Genomic DNA, 22,025 nt, shown 5'->3' on the forward strand with positions numbered 1-22,025 from the left:
TTACGCCAGCTTGCCCGCCAGCGGGATGAGCTGCTCCACCAGCAGTACGACGCCGAGGCCCACCATCACCACGCCGCTCGCCAGGGTGACCACGCGGGCGGCGCCGGGCCGGGAGTGCAGCAGCTTGCGGGACCCCAGGGCGACGCCCGTGTAGATCAGCGCGGCCAGTGCCACGAAGGTCAGGCCCAGCAGCCCCGACTGGACGGGAACCGGCAGCGCCGCCTCCGGGCTGACGAACTGCGGCACGAGCGCCAGGAAGAACAGCAGCCCCTTAGGGTTGATGCCGCTGGTGCCCATGCCCACCAGGAAGGTGCGGAGCTGGTTGTGGGACTGCCCGACGCCGTCTCCCGCGCTGAAGCGCGCACCCCGCCACGAGCGGATGGTGCTGATGCCGAGCCACAGCAGGTAGCCCGCGCCGGCGACGGTCAGCCAGCCGAGCAGCCCCGGGACCCCGGCCAGCAGCGCGGCAAGGCCGAGCACCATCAGGGCAGTGTGGAGCACGTATCCGCTGCAGAGCCCGGCGATCGCGGGCACGAAACTGCGCTGGCGCAGGCCTGCGGAAATCGAGTAGGCCCAGTCCAGTCCCGGGGTGCATGCCAAGGTGATGGCCACGATGACGAACGCGAGGAACAGCTGGGGATTCACGGGGGCTCCTGGGGTCTTCAGCCGGATTGGTCCGACAGGAAAACCTTAAGGAAAAGATGGCCATAAGTGTTCGTGAATTTATCTCGCTCTACGGCAGTTTCGGTAAGATATTTGCGTGATTGACGGAATCGACAAAACTATTTTGCGCCACCTCAAAGAGGACGGCCGGATGACCGCCACGGCGTTGGCCGCCAAGGTGGGTTTGACCGTGGCGCCGTGCCACCGCCGCTTGCGGGACCTCGAGTCCTCGGGCGTGATCCGGGGCTACCGGGCGGACATCGATCCGGGCGCGATCGGCCTGGGCTTCGAGGCGATCGTCTTCGTCACCTTGGCCAGGGTGGAACGCACCACCGTGGCCGAGTTCGAGGAGCGGGTGGAGGCCATGCCGAACGTCGTCGAAGCCCAGCGCCTGTTCGGCTCGCCCGACTACCTGCTCCGCGTGATCGCCGTGGACCTTCCCGCCTACCAGCGCTTCTATGACGAGCAGCTTTCCTCCCTGCCCGGCGTCGAACGCCTCACCTCAACGCTGGTGATGAAGAACCTCAAGAGCTACACGGGCCCACCGGTGTAGCTGGGCGGCCGGAACGGCCAGCGAAGCTGCGCAGCGACGCCTCAGTTCATTGCGCTGGCGTCACGTGTGCGCAACGAGTCCCGGCTTCGGTGCGCAGCCGTGCACCGGGCGGCCGGCCCTAATCCCGCAGCAGCCCCGTGGTGCGGTACGGAATGACTTCGCGCAGGAACATGCTGGTGGACGTCCGGACGATGCCGGGGCAGAGCCGGATTTCCTCGGAAACACGGTAGAGGTCGTCCGGGCTGGTGGCGACCACCCGGATGATGAGGTCGGTATCGCCGGCGGGTGCGTGGCATTCCAGGACTTCGGGGATCTCCCGCAGCGCAGCGATGGCCTCGTTCAGCCGGTGCTGGTCCAACTCCGCACTCACGGCGGCGGCCACCCCGCGTCCCAGGGCTGCGGGCAGTACACGGCTGCTGTTGGGCCGCAGCGCGCCCGATTCCGTCATCCGTTCCAGGCGCGACTGGACCGTGCCGCGGGCGAGCCCCAGGCGCTGGGCGAGAACCATGACGGGAAGGCGGGGATCGTCGTCGAGCGCGGCGAGGATCCGCTTGTCCGTCGCGTCCAATTGCTGCAAAGTGACCACCTAGTGTCCGATGTTGCTCGCCTTGATTGATCAGATTGACCAGTGTAACGAGAGTCCGTTGCACCAACTGTAGCGTCCCTGCTCAAATGGTGGCAGCTAGAGGGAAAAGGCTACCGCCGGATCCCTCCCGGCAGCGGAATCCCCGGCACACCACCCGGGCTCCGCACGCGCGTCCCGCAAGGACGCCGCCGCTGATTGACTCTTGTTCACACCAACGTCAGTCCCACATTGAAGGGCCCCTGAACTACCGATGCTGACGGTAGTTGAGGGGCTCTTCTGTCGTACCCGCCAATTACGCTGGGACCATGACATCAGCCGGCCGATTTGCTCCGAGCCCCTCCGGTGAACTGCACGTCGGAAACCTGCGCACGGCGCTGCTGGCGTGGCTGTTCGCGCGTTCCACGGGCCGCCGCTTCCTGCTGCGCGTGGAGGACCTGGACCGTGCCCGGGCCGGGGCCGAAGAGGTGCAGCTCCGGGACCTCGCCGCGGTCGGCGTCGACTGGGACGGAGAGGTAGTGCGCCAGACGGACCGCGGTCCCTTGTATGACGCAGCCCTCCGGACATTGCGTGACGCCGGACTTACCTATGAGTGCTTCTGCACGCGCCGCGAGATCCAGGAAGCTCCGTCCGCCCCGCACGCTCCCCAGGGCGCTTACCCCGGAACCTGCCGCCGGCTGACGGACGAAGAACGCGAACAGCGCCGGGCCAGCCGTCCCGCGGCCATCCGGCTCCGTGCCGGCGTTCGCGAATGGACTGTGGAGGACGAGTTGCACGGCCGCTACCTCGGAACCGTGGACGACTTCGTGCTCCGCCGCAACGACGGCGTCACGGCCTACAATCTCGCTGTGGTGGTGGACGACGCCGCGCAGGGCATCGACCAGGTGGTCCGCGGTGACGATCTTCTGTCTTCAGCGCCCCGGCAGGCGTACCTCGCCTCGCTGCTCGGGCTGCCGGTACCGCAATACGCGCACGTTCCCCTAGTGGTGAACCACGACGGCGCCCGGCTCGCCAAGCGCGACGGTGCGGTGACGCTTGCGGATCTTGCCGCCGTCGGGCTTTCCGCTGAAAAGGTGCGGGAGCTGATCTTGGCGTCGCTCGGGCTGCCCGGCGATCTGAAGGAGGCGCTGGCGGTCTTCGACCCCGCGGCGCTGCCGCGCGGGCCGTGGGTGTGGGATGCGGCGCTGGCCGGGGCGGATCATCTAGGCTGAGCCGGTGGATTTCCGTACCGTCGCCCCCGGATTCGAGCCCGTCGCCGAACTCTTCGGCCGCTACCTTGCCGAAGACCCCGAATACTCGGCCCAGTTGGCCGCATACCACCACGGCGTGAAGGTACTGGACCTCAGCGGAGGTCCCCACGTCCGCCCGGATTCCATGACCGGCGTGTTCTCCTGCTCCAAGGGCATGGCAGGCCTGGTCATTGCGCTTCTTGTGCAGGACGGTGTGCTGGACCTGGACGCGGAGGTGGCCAAGTACTGGCCGGAATTTGCTGCGAACGGCAAGGCAGGCATCACGGTGGCGCAGCTTCTGTCGCACCAGGCCGGGCTGCTCGGGGTCGAAGGCGGGTTGTCCCTGGAGGAGTGCAACAACTCCGAACTTGCCGCCGCCAAACTTGCAGCGCTTCCGCCGCTGTGGAAGCCGGGCGCCGCGTTCGGCTACCACGCCCTCACCATCGGCGTGTTCATGGAGGAGCTGTGCCGGCGGATCACCGGGAACACGCTGCAGGACATCTACGAACGGCGGATCCGTGCCGTGGCAGGCGCCGATTTCTTCCTGGGACTGCCCGCATCCGAAGAACCCCGCTACGCCACCCTGCGCTGGATGGCCGACCCCTCGCGCCCTTGGACCGACCCCGCCAGCCACTTCGGACTCGCGGCCAACGCCGGAACCGCCGAGATCCTGGACCTGCCGAACATCCTCGAAGTGCGCGCCGCGGGGCTCAGCTCCGTGGCCGGCGTCGCCAGCGCGGAAGGCATGGCGCGGGTGTATGCGGCAGCACTTACCGGGCTCACCGCCGAAGGTAACGGTGGTTCCGGTACCGGCCGTCCCGCCATCGCGCCCCTTCTCAGCGAGGAGACCATCCGGGCGGTCTCGGCGGAGCAGGTGTTCGGGATCGACCGCGTCTTCGGTGAGACCGGCTGCTTTGCCACGGTTTTCATGAAAACCCACGCCCGCATGCCGTTTGCCAGCTACCGGGCCTTCGGCCACGACGGCGCCGGCGGAGCCCTCGGCTATGCGGACCCGGTGTACGGGCTGGGCTTCGGGTACGTGCCGCAGGCAGCGGAACAGGGCGGCATCGGCTGCCGCAATTTCGAGCTGAGTGCGGCCGTGCGGAAGGCGGTTTCAGAACTGGCGTTGTGAGGCCTGCCCTACGTTGTTTCGCAGGTTCCAGGTACGCAGAGCAGGCCCCGGCAACGCGGGGTCAGATACGGCCCATGTTGGACCCCAACATGGGCCGTATCTGACCCCGCGTTGCGGAACTCAGCCTTTCGCTTCGGCTTCGATCTTCTCCAAAGCTGCCGCGCGGCGTCGATGTCCTGCCAGTTCATCCACCACGATGGCCACCGCCGGTGCCACCACGATCACCAGCAAGCACGCGGTGACTGGAACACCTGCGGCAGCGAGGCCAATGCTGGCGGCGGAAACCACAACCACCAGGGACGTGAGCCCCACGTTGATCCGGTTGATTCCGAGCAGGCTGCCGTACACCCAGGCCAGGGCGACCTTGAAAATGGCTACCGGAATGGCAACTGAAGCCACGGCGGCGGCCGCGCTGATGTGGGACTCGTGGTCGATGTAGTAGGCCAGCACATGCAGGCCCGCACCGGTGGCGGCGATGGCCGCGAAGATGATCATGTGCCCGTAGCCGAAGGTGAACGCACGGTGGCGGCGCACATGCAGGGCGTGGCCCGCGGGCAGGATGAAGTAGACCCACCACAGCGTGAAGGCCAGGCCCGTTCCGCCGAGGCCGATCAAGGCGGCATCCATGGTCCAGCCATGCAGCGCGACGATGGAACGCAGTGTTTCGATGGCGCCGATCAGGCATTCGCCCAGCGCGATGATGGCCAGCAGACCGTAGCGTTCGGCGATGTGGTGCGCGTGCCAGGGGGTCTTGGTTTTGCGTTCGGCGATCACCGGAACCAGCATTTCCGCGGCGATCAGCGGCGTGTAGATCATCAGCGTGGTGGGCACATCCGTCTTCACGAAGATGGCCGCCACCCAGCCCAGTTGCACCACGGCCAGCAGGTCGGCGTACGTCAGGCAGGTCTTGCGCCGCTGTGGGTCCTGGCGCGCGGCCCGCAGCCACTGGGCAATCAGCGCCACGCGCATCACCACGTAGCCGAGCACCAGGACTTCGTTGTCGACGTCGTGGCCTTCCAGGACCGAGTGGAACACGGGCTCAATGCCCATGGTCAGGATGAGCACGCCCACCATCTGCGCCATGGTGACGATGCGGAAGATCCAGTCGTCGGTGTCGTAGGCGCTGGCGAACCAGGAGAAGTTGATCCAGGCCCACAGCACGCCGAACATCGCGATGGCGAAGCCGATGAAGCCTTCGAGCGCGTGGTTTTCGGCCACGGCGTGGGCGAACTGGCTGCCGGCCACGCTGAAGGCGATGACGAAGGTCAGGTCGAAGAAGAGCTCAAGCGGGGTGGCGGCGCGGTGCTTTTCATGGGGATCGCGGCCGCCCATGCGGGAGAGGGCATGGCGGAGTGGGTTGGACATGTCCAAAACAGTACCGACTGCGGCAACGCGGGGTCACTTACGGCCCATTAATGCCGCGAACATGGGCCGTAACTGACCCCGCGTTGGGGGCGGGGGTTAGACGCGGCCCAGGACGTCGATGTCTTCCAGGAACTCCTGTTGCACTTCCGGGCTGACGGTGGTCTTGGTGTCCGCGATCGCGTCCAGGTAATCCTGCGTGGTGGGCCCCTTCCGCCCGTTCGACGCCGGAGCCGGGCTTCCCCCGGCGGCCGCACCGCCGTCGTCGTACACTGCCTTTTCCAGCGCCCGCTGGGAGGCGCTGCGGGCAGCGAACTCAATGTCCGCGGGGGAGAACCCCTCCGTCCTCGACACCAGCAGCGCGATATCCACGGTGTCCACCACGGCTGCCGGGATGAAACGCTGCCACATGGCCTCGCGGGCGTGGACGTCGGGCAGGCCGATGGGGATCACGTAGTCGAAGCGGCCGTGGCGCAGGAAGGCGGAGTCCAGCGCGCGGATGAAGTTGGTGGCGCAGACCAGCAGGCGGCCCGGCTGTTCGCGGAAGGCCGGGATGATCTTGAGGAGTTCGTTGGTGACGCCCTGCAACGGCGACGGCGGATCGCCCGCGCGCTGCGCCGCGATCTCCTCCACCTCGTCGATGAACACCACGGCGTGCTCCAGCTCGGCGATTTCCAGGAACGTTTCCCGCAACGCGCCGGCCAGGCCCTTGGGGTCGGAGGCGAGGCGCGACGGGAAAACCTCCACGAACGGCCATTCAAGCCGGGACGCAATCGCCTTGGCGAAGGTGGTCTTGCCGGTGCCGGGCGGGCCGAACAGCACCACCGCGCGCGGCGGTACCACGCCGTATTCGTCTGCCAGATCGGCCTCGGCCAGCGGCAGCACCAGCCGGCGTTCCAGCAGTTCCTTCTCGCGCTTCATGCCGGCCACGTTTTCCCACAGGTCGCGGGCCAGCACACGGCCGCCCAGCAGGCTCAGCGGTTCGAGTTCGGCGCGCTGCACGGGAATGGTCCGCTCGAAGTAGCGCAGGTTCTTCTTCACCACGAAGCCGCGGCCCAGGAACGCTTCCACTCGCGTTTCCGTCTCCGGCATGAGGGCGGAAAGCTTGTTGAGGCCGTGCGGGGCCATGCGGTTCTCGACGGCGGCCAGCAGCGAGGTGCCGATCCCGCGCCCGCGGAACTCGGGCAGCGTGGACAGGAAAACGATCCAGCCTTGGTCGTGCGCGGCCCGTCCGACGGCGGCACCCACCAGTTGCTCGCCCTGAACTGCCACCACGGCATGGTCTTTTTCGCAGGAGGCCAGGACTTCGGAAAGCGCATAGACGGGTTCGACGCCGTCGGCCTTCAGGTTCTCCCAGAGGTGCAGGATGCCGTCAAGGTCGGAGGAATGGAAGTCCCGGATGCGCCAGGTGGTCATGTGCTGCTCCTTGGTGGATCGCCGTCGATACCTTGGAACCGAGCATAGGGGACGGCGCGGGCGCGCGCGGCGGGTGTTACGGAGCTGGCGCTTACCTGGCTGCGGCGTCTCCTGCGAAGGCGGCGTCCCCGGCGGAGACCGCAGCGAGGTTTCCGTCCGCGCGGAAGAATTCCTGGCGCTGGCGTCCGAGGCCTTCGACTTCGATCTCGACGACGTCACCCGGCTGGATGAACGGGAAGCGGCCGGAGAGGGCCACGCCTTCGGGGGTGCCGGTGAGGATCACGTCGCCCGGTTCCAGCACCATGTACTGGCTCAGGTGGTGCACCACGGTGGCGGGGTCGAAGATCATGTCCGAGGTGTTGGAGTCCTGGCGGGGTTCGCCGTTGACCCAGGTGCGCAGGCTGAGGTTCCCGGCATCCACCTGGCCGGCGGGCACGAACCACGGGCCCAGCGGGCTGGATGCGGGGAGGGACTTGCCCTTGACCCACTGGCCGGCAGAGCCCGGGATCTGGTAGTCGCGTTCAGAGAGATCGTTGGCTGCCACATAGCCGGCGATGTGTCCAGCGGCTTCCTCTACGGAAGAAAGGTAGGACGCTTCCTTGCCGATCACTACGCCGAGTTCCACTTCCCAGTCGTACTTTTCGGCCGACGGCGGGATGGGGGCGGCGTCGAAGGGGCCCGCTACGGTGTTTGCCGGTTTCAGGAAAACCACCGGAACTTCAGGCGGGGTAGCGCCGGACTCCGCAGCGTGCGCGGCGTAGTTCAGGCCGATGCCGATGACCGACGACGGGCGGGCGATGGGGGAGCCGACGCGCAGGCCTTCGGCGGAAATCTCCGGAAGTTCACCGGATTCGAGGGCTTTCCGGGTGCGGGCGATGCCGTCCGTGGCGAAGAATTCGCCGTTGATGTCCTGCGTCAGGCCGCTGAGGCTGAAGTACTTGGCGGCACCGTTGCCGTCTTCCACGAGGACAACCGGCTGCTCGTTTCCGGCTGCTCCCAGCCGGGCGAATTTCACGTTCATGTCTTCCTCCATGTTCAGCGTCATTGCTCGGAGCTACAAGTGTGAAGTCCGCCCCGGACTTAAGGAAATGTGACCCATTGACAGGCGAGACATCGGATGTTTAGCTCGGCTATGAAACGGCACGCAGGCCGCCAGCGAGGAGCCCAGATGAGCGTCGTCACCGCCATGGACGTCTTCGACATCCGCTTCCCCACGTCCCGGGACTTGGACGGTTCCGATGCCATGAACCCGGACCCGGACTACTCGGCCGCTTACCTGGTCCTCCGCACGGACGCCGCGGACGGCCATGAAGGCCACGGCTTCGTCTTCACGATCGGCCGCGGCAACGAGGTGGAAACCGCGGCCATTGCCGCCTTGCGGGAGCACCTCCTGGGCCGGGACGCCGAGGAACTGCTGGCGGACATGGGCGCTACCTGGAAGCTGCTCGTCCACGATTCACAACTGCGCTGGCTCGGCCCGGAGAAGGGCGTCATGCACATGGCGATCGGCGCCGTCGTCAATGCCCTCTGGGACCTGAAGGCCAAGCGCGCCGGGCTGCCGCTCTGGGAACTGCTCTCCCGGATGAGCCCCGAGGAGCTTGTGGCACTGGTGGACTTCCGATACCTCAGCGACGCCCTCACCCCGGACGAAGCGCTTGGACTTCTCCGCGCCGTCGTACCCGGCCGGGAAGACCGGCGGCGGCAGTTGCTCGCCGAAGGCTATCCGGCCTATACGACGACGCCGGGCTGGCTGGGATACAGCGACGCGAAGCTTTCGCAGCTGGCCAGGGAAGCCGTGGCTGAGGGATTCGGCCAGATCAAGCTCAAGGTGGGGGCCTCCGTGGAGGACGACATCCGCCGCGTGCGCGCCGCCCGTGACGCCGTGGGACCGGAGGTGGGGATCGCCGTCGACGCCAACCAGCGCTGGGACGTGCAGGAAGCGATCGAGTGGATCCGGCAGCTCGCGCCGTACGGCATCGCCTGGGTGGAGGAGCCCACCAGCCCGGACGACATCCTCGGCCACGCCGCCATCGCCCGGGCCGTGACGCCGGTTCCCGTGGCCACCGGTGAGCATGTCCAGAACCGGGTGGTGTTCAAGCAGATGCTGCAGGCCGGGTCGCTGCAGGTGCTCCAGCTCGACGCCGCCCGGGTGGCCGGCGTCAACGAGAACATCGCCATTCTGCTGCTGGCCGCGAAATTCGGGGTCCGGGTGTGCCCGCACGCCGGCGGGGTGGGCCTGTGCGAAATGGTCCAGCACTTGGCCATGTTCGACTTCGTTGCGGTGTCCGGGAGCAAGGAGGAGCGCATGATTGAATTCGTGGACCACCTGCACGAACATTTCGCCGCACCTGTTGAGGTGCGCGGCGGCCGCTATTGGCCGCCGACGGCGCCGGGTGCCGGTGGCGAGATGCTCACCGCCAGCCTGGCGGACTACCGTTATCCGGACGGAGCGGTGTGGGCCGCCGGGGCGGGCGCCGCCGTCGAACGTTCCGCCGTCGAGATCTGAAGGGGGCGCCGTGATCCAGCACGCTCCGTGGTTCGAAGAGTCCCGCTTTGGCATGTTCGTGCACTGGGGGCTGTATTCGCTGGCGGCCCGGCACGAATGGGTGATGAACCGCGAGGAAATGACGGTGGAGGAGTACTCGCGGTATTTCCGCCGCTTCGATCCGGACCTCTACGATCCCCGCGAGTGGGCCCGCGCCGCACGGAACGCCGGCATGAAGTACGTGGTGCTGACCACCAAGCACCACGAAGGCTTCTGCCTCTGGGACTCGGCTCTCACGGACTACAAGGCCACGAACACCCCCGCGGGCCGCGACCTCATTGCGCCCTATGTGGACGCCTTGCGTGCGGAGGGCCTGAAAGTGGGCTTCTACTACTCGCTCATCGACTGGCACCACCCGCACTTCACCGTGGACTCGGTGCACCCGCAGCGGAACGCCCCGGACATCGAACGCCTCAACGAAACCAGGGACATGGCCCGCTACAGGGATTACCTGCATGGCCAGGTCCGGGAACTGCTCAGCAACTACGGCACCATCGACTACCTTTTCTTCGACTTCTCCTACCCGGACGGCATGGACGGCCACCCGGCCGGCGGCAAGGGCCGGGACGACTGGGGCTCGGAAGAGCTGCTGGCCATGGTCCGGGAACTGCAGCCGGGCATTGTGGTCAATGACCGGCTGGACCTGCCGGGAGATTTTGTCACGCCGGAGCAGTACCAGCCGGCCGGTCCCATGATGTCCGACGGCGTTCCGCTCGCCTGGGAAGCGTGCCAGACCCTCAACGGCAGTTGGGGCTACGACCGGGACAACCTCGACTACAAAACCCCGGACCTCTTGGTGCGGATGCTCATCGACGGAGTGTCCAAGGGCGGCAACCTGCTGCTCAATGTCGGGCCGACGGCGCGTGGCAGCCTGGACCCACGCGCGCACGAGGCCCTGGAGGGCATCGGTGAGTGGATGCGGCTGCACGGCCGCGCCATCTACGGTGCGGGGCCGTCGTCGTACACTCCTCCGGCGGACGCCCGATATACCCGGCGCGGCAAGCGGCTCTACGTCCACCTGTTCGCCTGGCCGTTCGGTTTCGTGCACCTGCCCGGGCTGGCCGGGAAGGTCGAGTACGCCCAGCTGCTGAACGACGCCTCCGAACTCCGGCTGCAGGAGCCGGATCCGGAGCAGGAGGCCTACGCCACCACTCCCGGCGCCCAGCCTGCCGGAACGCTGAGCATCGCGCTGCCCGTCCAGCGTCCGCCGGTGGCCGTGCCGGTGCTGGAGCTGTTCCTCACGGAGGGCGCGGATGGCTGACAATCCTGTCCTCCACAGGGTCGGTCGGCTCGGTTTCGGCGGCGCGCCTATCGGCAATCTGTACAGCGCCATTCCCGACGGCGAGGCCCTCGCCACGGTCCTGGCCGCCTGGGATGCCGGAATCCGCTACTTCGACACCGCCCCGCATTACGGGCTCGGCCTGTCCGAACGCCGCCTCGGGGCCGTGCTGCGCGACAAACCGCGCGAGGAATTCGTCATCTCCACCAAAGTGGGCCGGCTGCTGGAACCCCAGCACGCCGCCGGCCGCCGGGACGCCGAAGGGTTCGACGTGCCCGCCGACGCCGTCCGCCGCTGGGATTTCAACGAGCAGGGCATCCGCCGTAGCCTCGAAGACTCCTTGCTGCGCCTCGGCCTGGACCGCGTGGACATCGCCTACCTGCACGACCCCGATGCCCATGACCTCGACGCCGGAATCCGCCAGCCCTTCGTCCTGGAGAAGCTCCAGGACGAAGGGCTGGCGGGCGCGATCGGCGTCGGGACGAATTCCGTGGACGCCGCGCTCGCCTGCGTCGACGCCGCGGAGCTGGACCTCGTGATGCTCGCCGGCCGCTACACCCTGCTGGAGCAGCCGCGCCTTCCGCTGCTGGAACGCTGCATGGAACGCGGCACCGGAGTGGTCGCCGTCGGCGTCTTCAACTCCGGCCTCCTGGCCCGCCCCGAGGTCCCGGCCGACGCCCACTACAACTACGGCCAGGCGCCCGCCGCCGTGCTGGAACGCGCCCGGGCGCTTGCGGCACTGTGCCGGGACTTCGGCGTCGAACTCCCGACGGCGGCCCTGCACTTTCCGCTGCGGCATCCCGCCGTGGTGAACGTGACCGTAGGGGTCCGCAGCCCGGAGCAGGTGGTCGCCAATGCGGCACGCATGGACGCCGCCGTGCCGGACGAGCTCTGGGACGCGGTGGCGGCGCTGGGTCCGTTTGAAGCCGGTCCGTTCGGATCCGGCGCGTCCGGGGCCGACGCGTGATCGACGCGCACCTGCACCTCTGGGAACTCACTCCCGGCGCATACCCGTGGCTCGGGCCGCAGCACGGCCCACTGTTCCGCAACTTCGGAGCTGTGGAGGCGGAGTCGGTCCTCGCAACGGCGGGCGTTGGGGTGAGAGGCGCCGTCCTCGTCCAGGCGGACGACACCGTGGCGGACACCGAGGCGATGCTCGCGGTGGCGGACAGCAGCGACTGGGTGCTTGGCGTCGTCGGCTGGATCCCGCTGGAGGAGCCCGCCCGGGCGGAGGCTGAACTCGAGCGCCTGGCCGCGCATCCAAAGTTCCGCGGCGTGCGGCATCTCCTCCACAACGATCCGCGGGACGATTTCCTGGACCTCGCGCCCGTACGGGAGTCGCTGCGCCTGCTCGCCGCGCGCGGCCTGCCTTTCGATGTCCCGGACGCCTTCCCGCGCCACCTCGGGGCCGCAGTCCGCATGGCGCGTGAGATCCCCGGCCTGACCGTTGTGCTGGACCACCTCGGCAAGCCGCCGCTGGGAGACGGAACAGGCTCGGAGCCAATGGCACGCTGGCGCGCGGAGTTCCGGGCGCTCGCGGAACTGCCGGGCACGGCGGCCAAGCTTTCCGGCCTGCACCTGCCCGGCGTCCCCTACACGGCCGAAGCCCTACGCCCGCTATGGGACGAAGCCTTGGAGGCGTTCGGGCCGGAGCGGCTCATGATCGGCGGCGACTGGCCCGTCAGCTCGCTGGGCGCGCCGTACAGTGAAACCCTCGCCGTGCTGCTGGAGCTGCTCAGCGAACTGTCCGACGCCGAACGGCAGCAGATCCTCGAGGGAACCGCGGTGCGGGTGTACGGCCTCTGACTACAGCGCCTGCCGCAGCCAGTTCTCCACGCCGCTGATGTGGACCGTGACCAGGGCGCGGACCAGCTCGGCATCCCCGCGTTCCAGGGCATCCGCGATGGCCTTGTGCTCGGCCAGGGTGTGGGCCACGGCCTTCTCCTGGGTGATGCCGCGCCAAATGCGGGCGCGCACAGTGTCCCCGGAGAGGGCTTCGAGGAGGCCGCTGAGGTAGTCGTTGCCGGCGGCAGCGGCGATGATGCTGTGGAATTCGAGGTCGTGGGCCACGAGTTCTTCGATGTCCGTGTCCTCGTCGATGCCATCGATCGTGGCGCGCAGGGCGGCGATCATCTCGGGGGTGATGCGGCTGGCGGCCATGTGCGCGGTGGCCGGTTCGAGGATCCTGCGGACTTCGAAGAGCTCCAGGATGGAACGGTTCTGGTGCAGTTCCACCACGAAGGCCACGGCTTCGTTGAGGAGTTTGGCGTCCAGGCTGGTCACGTAGGTGCCGTCGCCGCGGCGTACATCCAGCACGCGGATCAGTTCCAGGGCTTTGACGGCTTCGCGCAGGGAGCTGCGGGAGAGGCCGAGGCGCTCGCTGAGTTCCTTTTCCGGCGGCAACCGGTCCCCGGCCTTGATTTCGCCGCGGATCAACATGTCCTTGATCTTGCCGATCGCCTCGTCAGTCACAGCCATGGCTCCATCGTAATGGCGGGTGATCCGATGTCTGGTGAGGAGGTTCACGCCGTGACGCACTTGAAACTGTACCGTCTGGACGGTAAAGTTTTGGGATGGCGGAACTCCCGCCTTTTCCATGAACTTCGAGTACGAAAGCAGCCGATCATGACCCTGTCCGTCACCAAGCGCAGCCGCTTCACCGAGAATGAGGCGGCCTTCCGTCCCGATCCCGGCCGTGGCAAGCAGCCCGGTGCCGGACGCAATCACGGTCACCGGGGAGTGAACCGGTGGTTGAGCCTGTCGAAACCAGGATCTCGACAAGCTCGGTCGCTGGGGGCCGGGCAGCGCTGGCTCGCCCTCGCCGCACTGATGTTTCCGGTGCTGCTGATCTCCGTTGACAACACCGTGCTCAGCTTCGCGGTCCCCTCGCTGTCCGTCGCCCTGCAGCCCAGCGGCACCGAACTCCTCTGGATCATCGACGTTTACGCCCTGGTGCTGGCCGGCCTTCTGGTCCCCATGGGCAGCATCGGCGACCGGATCGGCCGCCGCAAGCTCCTGCTCATCGGTGCCACCGGCTTCGCGCTGGTCTCCGTGCTGGCGTCTTTCGCCACGGACGCCGGCCAGCTGATCGCGGCCCGCGCGCTACTGGGCGTCTTCGGCGCCATGTTGGGCCCGGCAACGCTCTCGCTGATCCGGAACATCTTCACCGACGCCGCCGAACGCCGCACCGCGATCGCCGTCTGGGCCGCGGGCTTCTCCGGCGGCGCCGCGCTCGGCCCGCTGGCCGGCGGCCTGCTCCTGGAGCACTTCGAATGGGGCGCCGTGTTCCTGCTGGCTGTGCCCATGCTGCTGCCGCTGCTGATCCTCGCACCGCTGGTGGTGCCGGAGTCCAAGGACCCGAACCCCTCGCCGGTGGACCCGGCCAGCATCCTGCTGGTCATGGCCGCGATGGTTCCGTTCGTGTACGGCATCAAGGAATTCGCGCACGACGGCGGCCCGGCCGTGCTGCTGCCGCTCGCCGTCGGGCTTGTTTCGGGTGTGCTGTTCGTCCGCCGGCAGTTGCGGCGCCAGCGCTCCGGCCGGGCGCCCATGCTGGACATGTCCCTCTTCCGGCACAAGGCATTCAGCGTCTCCCTGGCCGCGAACCTGCTGAGCATCTTCTCGCTGGTGGGCTTCATCTACTTCATGTCCCAGCACCTGCAGCTGGTTGCCGGGCGCACGCCGCTCGAGGCCGGAACGCTGATGCTGCCCGGCCTGGCGCTGACCATCGTGGCCGGCCTGGTGACCGTGCCGGTGGTGCGCAGGATCCGCCCGGCCCACGTGGTCACGGCGGGGCTCCTGCTGAACATGAGCGGCTACGTGGTGGTGCTGATGTTCGGCCAGGGCGGCGAGCTGTGGGCGCTGCTGCTCGGCTTCGCTGTGGTGGGTGCCGGCGTGGGTGCGGCGGAGACCATCTCCAACGACCTCATCCTGGCCAGCGTCCCGGCGCCGCAGGCCGGGGCAGCCTCGGCCATTTCCGAGACCGCCTACGAGGTGGGCTCCGTGATGGGCACGGCCGTACTCGGCAGCATCCTCACCGCGGCCTACCGCTCCGCCGTCGAGGTCCCGTCAACTCTCGCCGGGGACGCCGCGCGGCATGCGTCAGAGACGCTCGGCGGAGCGATCGACGCCGCCAAGCTGCTCCCGGTGGAGCAGGCCGAAGCGCTCCTTGAGTCCGCCCGGCACGCCTTCGATTCCGGCGTCGGGATCACTTCGGCGATCGGCATGGTGCTGATGCTGGCCGCGGCGGTGATGGTCGCCGTCGTGCTGCGTCAGCCGAAGACTGCGTAAGCGGAAGGCCCCTTAAACGAGTTGGCAGTTCGCGGCAATGTTCTCGAAGAACACTGCCGCGAACTGCCATTTCGCGCTTAAGGGGCGGGGAAGACTAGATGGCGTCTTCCGAACCCGGGGCCGGGCGGTTGGCCACTACCGGGGACATGCCGGTGTAGCCGTCGCGGGCCTCGGCGATCTCGTGGATCTGCTTGCGGCAGGCGTACCAGCCGGCCACCATCAGGGCGATGGCAACCAGGGTGACCAGCAGCGTGAACGGCGAGTCGATGAACACCATGGCCAGCACCACTGCGAGGAACAGCAGCGTCAGGTAACCGGTCACCGGGGCACCGGGCATCCGGAACGCGGGGCGCTTGAGCCAGCCCTTGTCAGCCCAGCGCTTGAGCTGGATCTGGCAGAGGACGATCGTGGCCCAGGTGGAGATGATGCCCACGGAGGCTACGTTCAGCACGATCTCGAACGCCTCGGACGGAACCAGGTAGTTCAGCGGAACACCGAGCAGGGAGACACCGGCGGTGATGGCGATGCCGCCGTAAGGCACACCCGCCTTGTTCATGCGCTGGGCGAACTTCGGCGCGGAACCGGCCACGGACATGGAGCGCAGGATGCGGCCGGTGGAGTACAGGCCGGCGTTCAGCGAGGACAGTGAGGCGGTGAGGACCACCAGGTTCATGATGGTGTCCACGCCCTGCACGCCGATGGAGCCGAAGAAGGTCACGAACGGGCTGACACCCTTCTGGTAATCCGTGAACGGCAGCAGCAGGGAGAGCAGGACCACGGAGCCCACGTAGAACACGGCGATACGGAAGATCACGGAGTTGATGGCCTTCGGCATGATCTTTTCCGGGTTCTCGGTTTCGCCGGCTGCGGTACCCACCAGTTCAACCGAGGCGTAGGCGAACACCACGCCCTGCATGAGCAGGATCATCGGCATGATGCCGTTGGGGAAGACGCCGCCGTTGTCCGTGATGAGCGAGAAGCCCGTGGGAGCGCCGGTGGGCGTGCCGAAGATGACGAACCAGACGCCGACGAGGAGGAAGGCAACCAACGCGGCGACCTTGATGAGGGCGAACCAGAATTCCATCTCGCCGAAGACCTTCACCGAGACCAGGTTCAAGGCCAGCACCACGACCAGCGCGATCAGCGCCCAGGCCCACTGCGGTACGGCGCCGATCCAGTCCACATAGCGGCCGAAGAAGTTCATGTAGATGGCCGCAGCCGTGATGTCCACAATGGTGGTCATGGCCCAGTTGATCCAGTAGAACCAGCCCGAAGCGAACGCGGCCTTCTCGCCGAAGAACTCACGGGCGTAGGACACGAAGGAACCGGAGGACGGGCGGTGCAGCACCAGTTCGCCCAGGGCGCGCAGGATCAGGAACACGAAGGCGCCACAGATCGCGTAGGAAAGCACCAGGGACGGGCCCGCAGCGTTGAGGCGGCCGCCGGCGCCCAGGAACAGGCCGGTGCCGATCGCGCCGCCGATCGCGATCATCTGGATCTGACGCGGCTTGAGGTTCTTGTGGTAGCCCTTGTCCTCTGCGTGCAGCAGCTTCTCGGTGGCATGCGCCTGCGGCGGCACCGTGTGGTCGGTGATGGGTTGATTGCTCATGGGGATCCTTAGGGGTGTCCTGTTGGGGAGGTTCCGGATAGGGGAGGGTTCCGCTAGGGGAGGACGACGGCGGAAAGCCGGCCGCCGCCGTCGTGCTCGCTGCCGTGGTGACCAGCCGGGGCCGGTGACCACGGCAGCGGGGAATCAGCTGCTCAGGTTGGCGAGCCGCTCGGGACGCAGCAGCTCGTTCAGCTGCTCTGCAGTCAGCATTCCATGCTCGAGAACCAGCTCGGCGACGCCGCGCCCGCTTGCCAGTGCCTCCTGGGCGATGGCGGTTGCGGAGGCGTAACCGATGTGCGGGTTCAGGGCGGTGACCAGGCCGATCGACTGCTCGACGGTGAGGCGCAGGCGCTCGGCGTTGGCGGTGATGCCACGTACGCACCGTTCGGTGAGCGTGTGGCAGGCAGCTTCCAGGTGGGAAATGCTCTTGTGGATGCTGTGGACGATGATCGGCTCGAAGGCGTTCAGCTGCAGCTGGCCCGCCTCGGCCGCCATGGTGACGGTGACGTCGTTGCCGATGACCTCGTAGGCCACCTGGCTGACCACTTCCGGGATCACCGGGTTGATCTTGCCTGGCATGATGGATGATCCCGACTGCACGGCCGGGAGGTTGATTTCGCCCAGTCCCGCACGCGGTCCGGAGGACAGCAGGCGGAGGTCGTTGCAAATCTTGGAGAGCTTCACGGCCACCCGCTTGAGCACGCCGGACAGGTGCACGAAGGCGCCGACGTCCTGGGTGGCTTCGATGAGGTCGACGGCGGTGACCAGCGGCAGGCCGGTGATCGCGGCCAGGTGCCGGCAGGCTGCCTCGGCGTAGCCCTTGGGGGCATTGAGGCCCGTGCCGATCGCAGTGGCGCCCAGGTTGATCTCGTGGATCAGCAGCTGCGATTCGGCCAGGCGGGCGCGGTCTTCGCCGATCGTCACGGCGTAGCCGCCGAACTCCTGGCCGAGGGTCATGGGAACCGCGTCCTGCAGCTGGGTGCGGCCCATCTTCACGATGGTGCGGAACTCCCGGCCCTTTTCCGCGAAGGCTTCCTCAAGGATTTCGAGGGCCTTCAGGAGTCCCTGGACGGAGAAGATGGTGGCCAGGTTGACGGCCGTGGGGTAGACGTCGTTGGTGGACTGGCTCAGGTTGACGTGGTCGTTCGGGTGCAGGCGGGCGTAGTCGCCCTTGGGGTGGCCCAGGATTTCGAGGGCACGGTTGGCGATGACCTCATTGGCGTTCATGTTGGAGCTGGTGCCGGCGCCGCCCTGGATCACGTCCACCATGAACTGCTCGTGGAGCTTGCCGTCCAGGATTTCCTGGCACGCCTGCTCGATCGCACCGGCGCGTTCAGCATCCAGGAGTCCGAGTTCCTGGTTGGTGCGGGCGGCGGCGAGCTTCACTGCTGCGAGGCCGCGGACCAGGTCCGGGTTGCTGGAGAGCCGCTGGCCCGTGATCGGGAAGTTCTCAATGGCCCGCAGCGTGTGCACGCCCCAATAGGCGTCGGCGGGAACGTCGCGGTCGCCCAGGAGATCGTGTTCCGAGCGGAATCTCTCGCTGCTGCCGAGATCGATGTTGCTCATGGCTGTCCTTAGTGTCAGTTGGTCGTCTGGAAGTCTGCGGCGGGTGCCGGTACGGGCTCGGAGAGGAAGTCTGCGGCGCGGAGGACGCCTACGGGCTTGCCGCCGCCCAGCACCGGCGGGATGTCCAGCGAAGCCAGCGCGCCGGCGTCGACCCCTGGCTCGTTGAAAACGCCGAGCTCGGCGAGGACCCGCACGGTGACGGGGAGGCGGGCGCGGTCGCCGCCGTCGGAAATCTTGATCGCGATGCCGGTGCCGTCCGCCAGGCCGATCAGCTGCAGTCCTTCGAAACCGTCCTTGGCCAGCAGGCCCGGGACGGCACGCATCATGGCGGTGACGTCGCGGCCCTCACCGGCAACCATCTCGGGGAAGGCGCGCATGGCGTGGGCCACCTGGCCTTCGGGAGTTTCCGGGGCTGCCGAGGCGAGGAGGCCGTAGGCGCGGGCCATGCCGCGGAGGCTGTGCGCGAAGAGCGGGGTGCCGCAGCCGTCGGTGCTGACCACGGCGGGTCCTTCGCCGGTGAGCTCGGTGACGGTTTCCCTCACGAGGACCTGGAGCGGGTGCTCAGGGTGCAGGTAGCCCTCCACCGGCCAACCGTTGATGGTGCAGACGGCGGCCATGGAGGCGTGCTTGCCGGAGCAGTTCTGGGCCACCTGGGTGGGGCCGTTTCCGGCGCGGAGCCACGCTTCACGTTCCGCGACGCCGTACGGGAGGTCGGTGCTGTTGGCGAGGGCTGTTTCGTCCAGGCCGTGGAGTTCGAGGATCCGGCGGGTGCCGTCCTGGTGCATGGCCGCGCCTGAGTGGCTGGCAGCGGTGAGCGCGAGGAGGTCCTGGCCCAGGGTGAGGCCGGCACGGAGCAGGGCCACGGCCTGCAGCGGCTTGAGGGAGGAACGCGGGTAGAAGGGAGCGTCGGGATCGCCGGCGCTGAGCTTGACGGGGCTATCCGGGTTCTCACCGGCGGGGCCGAGCGCGATCAGCGAGCCGTAGTGGATGCTCTCCACGAGGCCGTCGCGGGTCTGCTCGGCCAAGGGGACATGGTGCGGTAGCGGCATGGCGTCCTTCGTTTCGGTGGGTTGTTTGGTGGCTTGCCGGGCTGGGGTCAGTGGTCGGAGCTGAGGATGCTGTCCAGGGCGACGCTGACGGCGTCGAGGTGGTGCGCCATGGCGGCCTCCGCGGCCTTGGCGTCACCGGCGTCGATCGCTTCGATGATGCGCAGATGCTCATCGTCTGAGGCGTGGCGGCGGTCGGCCACCATGTTCAGGGTTTCGGACTGGTGCGCCAGGGCCTCGCGGATATCAGCCACCACGCTTTCGAAGACCTTGTTGCCGCTGGCCCGGGCAATGGTGGAGTGGAAGGCCGCGTCCAGACCCACCCAGGCTTCGGGTTCGTTCTCGGCCAGCATCTCTTCCATGATTCCGCGGAGGTGCTTCAGGTCTTCGTTGCTGCGGCGGGTGGCGGCCAGGCCCGCTGCCGGAATCTCGATGTGGGGGCGGGCTTCGTTGAGGTCGCGGGCCGAGTACTGGCCGAGCGTGAGGTCGTTGGCCACTTTGTTGGCCACCACGAAGGTGCCCTTGCCGGTCTTGGTGACGGTCAGGCCCAACGCATTGCACGAACGGAGGGCCTCGCGGATGACCGAGCGGCTCACCCCGTACTGGCTGGCAAGCGTGGCTTCGGAGCTGAGCTTCGCACCCAGTTCGACGGTTCCGGATTCGATGTCCTGCCGGATGGCGCTGAAGACGGCCTCGGCCGCGCTGAGGCGGGCGAGGGGTGTGGCGGGACGCGGCGTTGCGTCGTGCCGGATGCTCGACGGCGAATGGCCGCCGTCAGCCTGTCCGGCTGTCCGGCTGTCTGACAGGTTCACGGTTAAAAATATGGCACTGGTCACAGGGCGGTGTCAATTGGGGTTGGGTTGGGGGTGGTGGGGGTGCTTGGTTGGTGGGGCCTGCGGGCGGACTGGGGTTCCCGCCCGCGGGTGCCCGCTAATACCCTGAACCGTGATGCACCCCAAGCCCGTCGCCACCGCGCCCGCGCACAAAGCAGCGCAAGAGGCCTTCGCCCATCCCGCCATCGCCGCAGCCATCCAGGATCTTGAGCTCCGGCTCAAAACCACACAAAGGCTCATCCTCGGTATCAGCGGCGCGCCCGGCGTCGGGAAGTCCACCTTCGCGGAATGCCTCTCACGGCACTTCGGCCCGGAACGCAGTGTCGTGGTCCCCATGGATGGCTTCCACTTGGGCGAGGCGGTCATCGCCGGGACGGAACTGAAGGCGCGCAAAGGCGCCATCGATACCTTCGACGTCGGCGGCTACCTTTCCCTGCTGCGGCGCCTGAAAGCCAGGGATGAACCCACCGTCTACGCGCCCCTGTACACGCGTGAGCTCGAGGAACCGATCGCCGCGTCCATCGCGGTCCCGGCCGCCATCCCGTTGGTCATCACTGAAGGCAACTACCTCCTCAGCGACGAGCCTGCTTGGCGGAAGGTCCGCGGTGAGCTCGACGCCGTCTGGCACCTCGAGCTCGAACCGCGCCTCCGCCGGCAGCGCCTGATCGCGCGGCATATCGAGTTCGGCAAGGATCCCGCCGCGGCCGAGGCGTGGGCGCTCGGAACTGATGAAGCCAACGCCCGGCTGATCGACGCGGGCAGCCACCGCGCGGACCGCATCCTGCCCTGGAGCTAACAACACCCGGTACCGTGGAACTGACCTGACGCCGATCCCGAGGACCCCATGTCTCCGCGCACCCTGTTCCGATCCCTTGCCTTCGCCGAGGCCGTCACGTGGACGGTGCTGCTGATCGGCCTGGTCCTGAAGTACGTCACGAACACCACGGAGCTTGGCGTGCGGATCGGCGGCGGCATCCACGGATTCGTCTTTCTTTGCTACGCCGCCGTCGCTGCCTTCACCTGGGTCAACCAGAAATGGAGCGCCGGAACCGGGCTGCTCGCGATCGCGTCCGCCGTCATTCCTTACGCGACCGTTCCGGTGGAGAAGTCTCTGGACCGCCGCGGACTGCTCGACGGCGGCTGGCGGCTTTCCGCGGGCGGCGAGACCCCCGTCGGGGTGCTGGAAAACGTGCAGGCCTGGGTGCTCCGCAAACCATGGCTCGCGGTGGGCATCGCTGTGGTTGGCGTGGCCGCGGTCTTCAGCTTCCTGCTCTTCATGGGCCCGCCGGACACCTGGTTCGCCTAAGCCGACGAACCTGAGCCGGACGAACCTGGGTCGGACGGGCTGAGCGTCCGACGCCCTGTAATCCGACGCCCTGTAATCGATAGTCTTGCGTCAATTTACGTCGCAATTGTTGACCTATAGGCATAAGTAGATGTTTACTGGTCATCAATCTCGCTTGTGACGAGAGCCACATATTGGGGGCCGATCAAGGGATGGAGTCCCATGAGCCTTACCGAAAGCGACGTCGCAGCAGCAGCCGAAGCCCTCGTGGCCGCCTTCGGCGCCAGCGACACGGACGCGTATTTCGCCTGTTTCGCGCCTGACGCCACGTTCCTGTTCCACACCGAGCCCGAACGCCTCGATTCCCGCGCGCAGTACCGGCAGCTGTGGGACGGCTGGGCGGCCGAGGGTTGGGGCGTGGTGGACTGCATCAGCACCAACAAGCACATCCAACTTGCAGGAACCAGTGCAGTTTTTACACACGACGTCCGCACCACCATCGAGGTCAACGGCACCCGTGAAACCCTCCACGAGAGGGAAACCATCGTCTTCGCCAAGGACTCCTCCGGGAAAATCCTCGCAGTCCACGAACACCTCTCCCCGGCAGCGCCGTAATCGCACGAGGCCCCCAAGG

21 protein-coding genes are annotated in these 22,025 nt (G+C 67.4%); 11 read left to right on the forward strand and 10 right to left on the reverse strand.

Features of this window, described 5'->3' with window-relative positions; all coding sequences use genetic code 11:
* A complete protein-coding gene (locus BIU82_RS06345; protein ID WP_070348634.1) occupies positions 1-645 on the reverse strand; it encodes a LysE family translocator in 645 nt (214 codons plus the stop codon).
* Between the two features lie 115 nt (positions 646-760).
* On the opposite strand from BIU82_RS06345, the gene BIU82_RS06350 reads away from it, so the two are divergent.
* Positions 761-1,216, forward strand: coding sequence for an Lrp/AsnC family transcriptional regulator (locus tag BIU82_RS06350; protein WP_074466415.1), 456 nt, complete (start codon positions 761-763; stop codon positions 1,214-1,216).
* A gap of 118 nt (positions 1,217-1,334) precedes the next feature.
* On the opposite strand, the gene BIU82_RS06355 is transcribed toward BIU82_RS06350, so the two are convergent.
* Entirely contained in the window at positions 1,335-1,793 is a 459-nt protein-coding gene (locus BIU82_RS06355) for an Lrp/AsnC family transcriptional regulator (protein WP_171906510.1), read from the reverse strand.
* Positions 1,794-2,107: 314 nt separating this feature from the next.
* Between BIU82_RS06355 and gluQRS the strand changes: the two genes are divergently transcribed.
* Positions 2,108-3,010 carry a tRNA glutamyl-Q(34) synthetase GluQRS gene (gluQRS, locus tag BIU82_RS06360; protein WP_070348637.1) on the forward strand — a complete coding sequence of 301 codons (903 nt, stop codon included), beginning with the start codon at positions 2,108-2,110 and terminating at the stop codon, positions 3,008-3,010.
* A 4-nt stretch (positions 3,011-3,014) separates the two neighbouring features.
* Positions 3,015-4,160 (forward strand): serine hydrolase domain-containing protein, encoded by a 1,146-nt coding sequence (locus BIU82_RS06365; protein ID WP_070348638.1) that lies wholly within the window; start codon positions 3,015-3,017, stop codon positions 4,158-4,160.
* Between the two features lie 120 nt (positions 4,161-4,280).
* On the opposite strand, the gene BIU82_RS06370 is transcribed toward BIU82_RS06365, so the two are convergent.
* The 3 genes from BIU82_RS06370 to BIU82_RS06380 all read right to left on the reverse strand — a co-directional run bounded on the left by BIU82_RS06370 (position 4,281) and on the right by BIU82_RS06380 (position 7,959).
* Positions 4,281-5,525, reverse strand: a complete 1,245-nt coding sequence (locus BIU82_RS06370) for a low temperature requirement protein A (RefSeq protein ID WP_070348639.1) — start codon at positions 5,523-5,525, stop codon at positions 4,281-4,283.
* Positions 5,526-5,621: 96 nt separating this feature from the next.
* On the reverse strand, positions 5,622-6,938 hold the full coding sequence (locus BIU82_RS06375) for a GNAT family N-acetyltransferase (RefSeq protein ID WP_070348640.1): 1,317 nt from the start codon (positions 6,936-6,938) through the stop codon (positions 5,622-5,624).
* Between the two features lie 91 nt (positions 6,939-7,029).
* Positions 7,030-7,959 (reverse strand): fumarylacetoacetate hydrolase family protein, encoded by a 930-nt coding sequence (locus tag BIU82_RS06380; RefSeq protein WP_083292230.1) that lies wholly within the window; start codon positions 7,957-7,959, stop codon positions 7,030-7,032.
* Between the two features lie 147 nt (positions 7,960-8,106).
* Here BIU82_RS06380 and BIU82_RS06385 point away from each other — a divergent pair, with 147 nt between their 5' ends.
* The 4 genes from BIU82_RS06385 to BIU82_RS06400 are packed head-to-tail and all read left to right on the forward strand — an operon-like array spanning position 8,107 to position 12,568.
* Complete coding sequence (locus BIU82_RS06385; protein WP_070348641.1) at positions 8,107-9,444, forward strand: L-fuconate dehydratase; 1,338 nt, start codon at positions 8,107-8,109, stop codon at positions 9,442-9,444.
* A 10-nt stretch (positions 9,445-9,454) separates the two neighbouring features.
* On the forward strand, positions 9,455-10,744 hold the full coding sequence (locus BIU82_RS06390) for an alpha-L-fucosidase (RefSeq protein WP_070348642.1): 1,290 nt from the start codon (positions 9,455-9,457) through the stop codon (positions 10,742-10,744).
* Positions 10,737-11,729: an aldo/keto reductase gene (locus tag BIU82_RS06395; RefSeq protein WP_070348643.1), complete on the forward strand. Its 993-nt coding sequence runs from the start codon at positions 10,737-10,739 to the stop codon at positions 11,727-11,729. The genes BIU82_RS06390 and BIU82_RS06395 overlap by 8 nt, the downstream gene beginning before the upstream one ends.
* Positions 11,726-12,568 (forward strand): amidohydrolase family protein, encoded by an 843-nt coding sequence (locus BIU82_RS06400; protein ID WP_070348644.1) that lies wholly within the window; start codon positions 11,726-11,728, stop codon positions 12,566-12,568. Before BIU82_RS06395 ends, BIU82_RS06400 begins: the two co-directional genes overlap by 4 nt.
* On the opposite strand, the gene BIU82_RS06405 is transcribed toward BIU82_RS06400, so the two are convergent.
* Positions 12,569-13,240 carry a FadR/GntR family transcriptional regulator gene (locus BIU82_RS06405; RefSeq protein WP_070348645.1) on the reverse strand — a complete coding sequence of 224 codons (672 nt, stop codon included), beginning with the start codon at positions 13,238-13,240 and terminating at the stop codon, positions 12,569-12,571.
* A 147-nt stretch (positions 13,241-13,387) separates the two neighbouring features.
* Between BIU82_RS06405 and BIU82_RS06410 the strand changes: the two genes are divergently transcribed.
* Complete coding sequence (locus tag BIU82_RS06410; RefSeq protein WP_083292224.1) at positions 13,388-15,052, forward strand: MFS transporter; 1,665 nt, start codon at positions 13,388-13,390, stop codon at positions 15,050-15,052.
* A gap of 94 nt (positions 15,053-15,146) precedes the next feature.
* On the opposite strand, the gene BIU82_RS06415 is transcribed toward BIU82_RS06410, so the two are convergent.
* From BIU82_RS06415 to BIU82_RS06430, 4 genes are all read right to left on the reverse strand, one after another.
* On the reverse strand, positions 15,147-16,661 hold the full coding sequence (locus tag BIU82_RS06415; RefSeq protein WP_070348646.1) for an amino acid permease: 1,515 nt from the start codon (positions 16,659-16,661) through the stop codon (positions 15,147-15,149).
* A gap of 144 nt (positions 16,662-16,805) precedes the next feature.
* The gene (aspA, locus tag BIU82_RS06420) at positions 16,806-18,227 is read right to left on the reverse strand and encodes an aspartate ammonia-lyase (protein WP_070348647.1); all 1,422 of its coding nucleotides are present in this window, start codon (positions 18,225-18,227) and stop codon (positions 16,806-16,808) included.
* A gap of 14 nt (positions 18,228-18,241) precedes the next feature.
* Complete coding sequence (locus BIU82_RS06425) at positions 18,242-19,276, reverse strand: asparaginase (protein ID WP_070348648.1); 1,035 nt, start codon at positions 19,274-19,276, stop codon at positions 18,242-18,244.
* Between the two features lie 47 nt (positions 19,277-19,323).
* On the reverse strand, positions 19,324-20,025 hold the full coding sequence (locus tag BIU82_RS06430) for an FCD domain-containing protein (RefSeq protein WP_070348677.1): 702 nt from the start codon (positions 20,023-20,025) through the stop codon (positions 19,324-19,326).
* Positions 20,026-20,221: 196 nt separating this feature from the next.
* Here BIU82_RS06430 and BIU82_RS06435 point away from each other — a divergent pair, with 196 nt between their 5' ends.
* The 3 genes from BIU82_RS06435 (at position 20,222) to BIU82_RS06445 (ending at position 22,006) form a co-directional block, all read left to right on the forward strand.
* On the forward strand, positions 20,222-20,902 hold the full coding sequence (locus BIU82_RS06435; RefSeq protein WP_083292226.1) for a nucleoside/nucleotide kinase family protein: 681 nt from the start codon (positions 20,222-20,224) through the stop codon (positions 20,900-20,902).
* A 48-nt stretch (positions 20,903-20,950) separates the two neighbouring features.
* Positions 20,951-21,412 (forward strand): DUF3817 domain-containing protein, encoded by a 462-nt coding sequence (locus BIU82_RS06440; RefSeq protein ID WP_070348649.1) that lies wholly within the window; start codon positions 20,951-20,953, stop codon positions 21,410-21,412.
* A 201-nt stretch (positions 21,413-21,613) separates the two neighbouring features.
* Positions 21,614-22,006, forward strand: a complete 393-nt coding sequence (locus tag BIU82_RS06445; protein ID WP_070348650.1) for a nuclear transport factor 2 family protein — start codon at positions 21,614-21,616, stop codon at positions 22,004-22,006.
* The last annotated feature ends 19 nt before the right edge of the window (positions 22,007-22,025 follow it).

This window comes from Arthrobacter sp. SW1, assembly GCF_001766675.1.
Lineage (GTDB): Bacteria > Actinomycetota > Actinomycetes > Actinomycetales > Micrococcaceae > Arthrobacter.

What these genes read in the sequence shown, in the direction of transcription:
- gluQRS (WP_070348637.1), top strand. Translation starts at nt 2,108, where the DNA reads ATGACATCAGCCGGCCGATTTGCTCCGAGCCCCTCCGGTGAACTGCAC.
- BIU82_RS06370 (WP_070348639.1), bottom strand. Translation starts at nt 5,525, where the DNA reads ATGTCCAACCCACTCCGCCATGCCCTCTCCCGCATGGGCGGCCGCGAT.
- BIU82_RS06375 (WP_070348640.1), bottom strand. Translation starts at nt 6,938, where the DNA reads ATGACCACCTGGCGCATCCGGGACTTCCATTCCTCCGACCTTGACGGC.
- BIU82_RS06380 (WP_083292230.1), bottom strand. Translation starts at nt 7,959, where the DNA reads ATGAACGTGAAATTCGCCCGGCTGGGAGCAGCCGGAAACGAGCAGCCG.
- BIU82_RS06385 (WP_070348641.1), top strand. Translation starts at nt 8,107, where the DNA reads ATGAGCGTCGTCACCGCCATGGACGTCTTCGACATCCGCTTCCCCACG.
- BIU82_RS06395 (WP_070348643.1), top strand. Translation starts at nt 10,737, where the DNA reads ATGGCTGACAATCCTGTCCTCCACAGGGTCGGTCGGCTCGGTTTCGGC.
- BIU82_RS06405 (WP_070348645.1), bottom strand. Translation starts at nt 13,240, where the DNA reads ATGGCTGTGACTGACGAGGCGATCGGCAAGATCAAGGACATGTTGATC.
- BIU82_RS06410 (WP_083292224.1), top strand. Translation starts at nt 13,388, where the DNA reads ATGACCCTGTCCGTCACCAAGCGCAGCCGCTTCACCGAGAATGAGGCG.
- BIU82_RS06415 (WP_070348646.1), bottom strand. Translation starts at nt 16,661, where the DNA reads ATGAGCAATCAACCCATCACCGACCACACGGTGCCGCCGCAGGCGCAT.
- aspA (WP_070348647.1), bottom strand. Translation starts at nt 18,227, where the DNA reads ATGAGCAACATCGATCTCGGCAGCAGCGAGAGATTCCGCTCGGAACAC.
- BIU82_RS06425 (WP_070348648.1), bottom strand. Translation starts at nt 19,276, where the DNA reads ATGCCGCTACCGCACCATGTCCCCTTGGCCGAGCAGACCCGCGACGGC.
- BIU82_RS06435 (WP_083292226.1), top strand. Translation starts at nt 20,222, where the DNA reads ATGCACCCCAAGCCCGTCGCCACCGCGCCCGCGCACAAAGCAGCGCAA.
- BIU82_RS06440 (WP_070348649.1), top strand. Translation starts at nt 20,951, where the DNA reads ATGTCTCCGCGCACCCTGTTCCGATCCCTTGCCTTCGCCGAGGCCGTC.
- BIU82_RS06445 (WP_070348650.1), top strand. Translation starts at nt 21,614, where the DNA reads ATGAGCCTTACCGAAAGCGACGTCGCAGCAGCAGCCGAAGCCCTCGTG.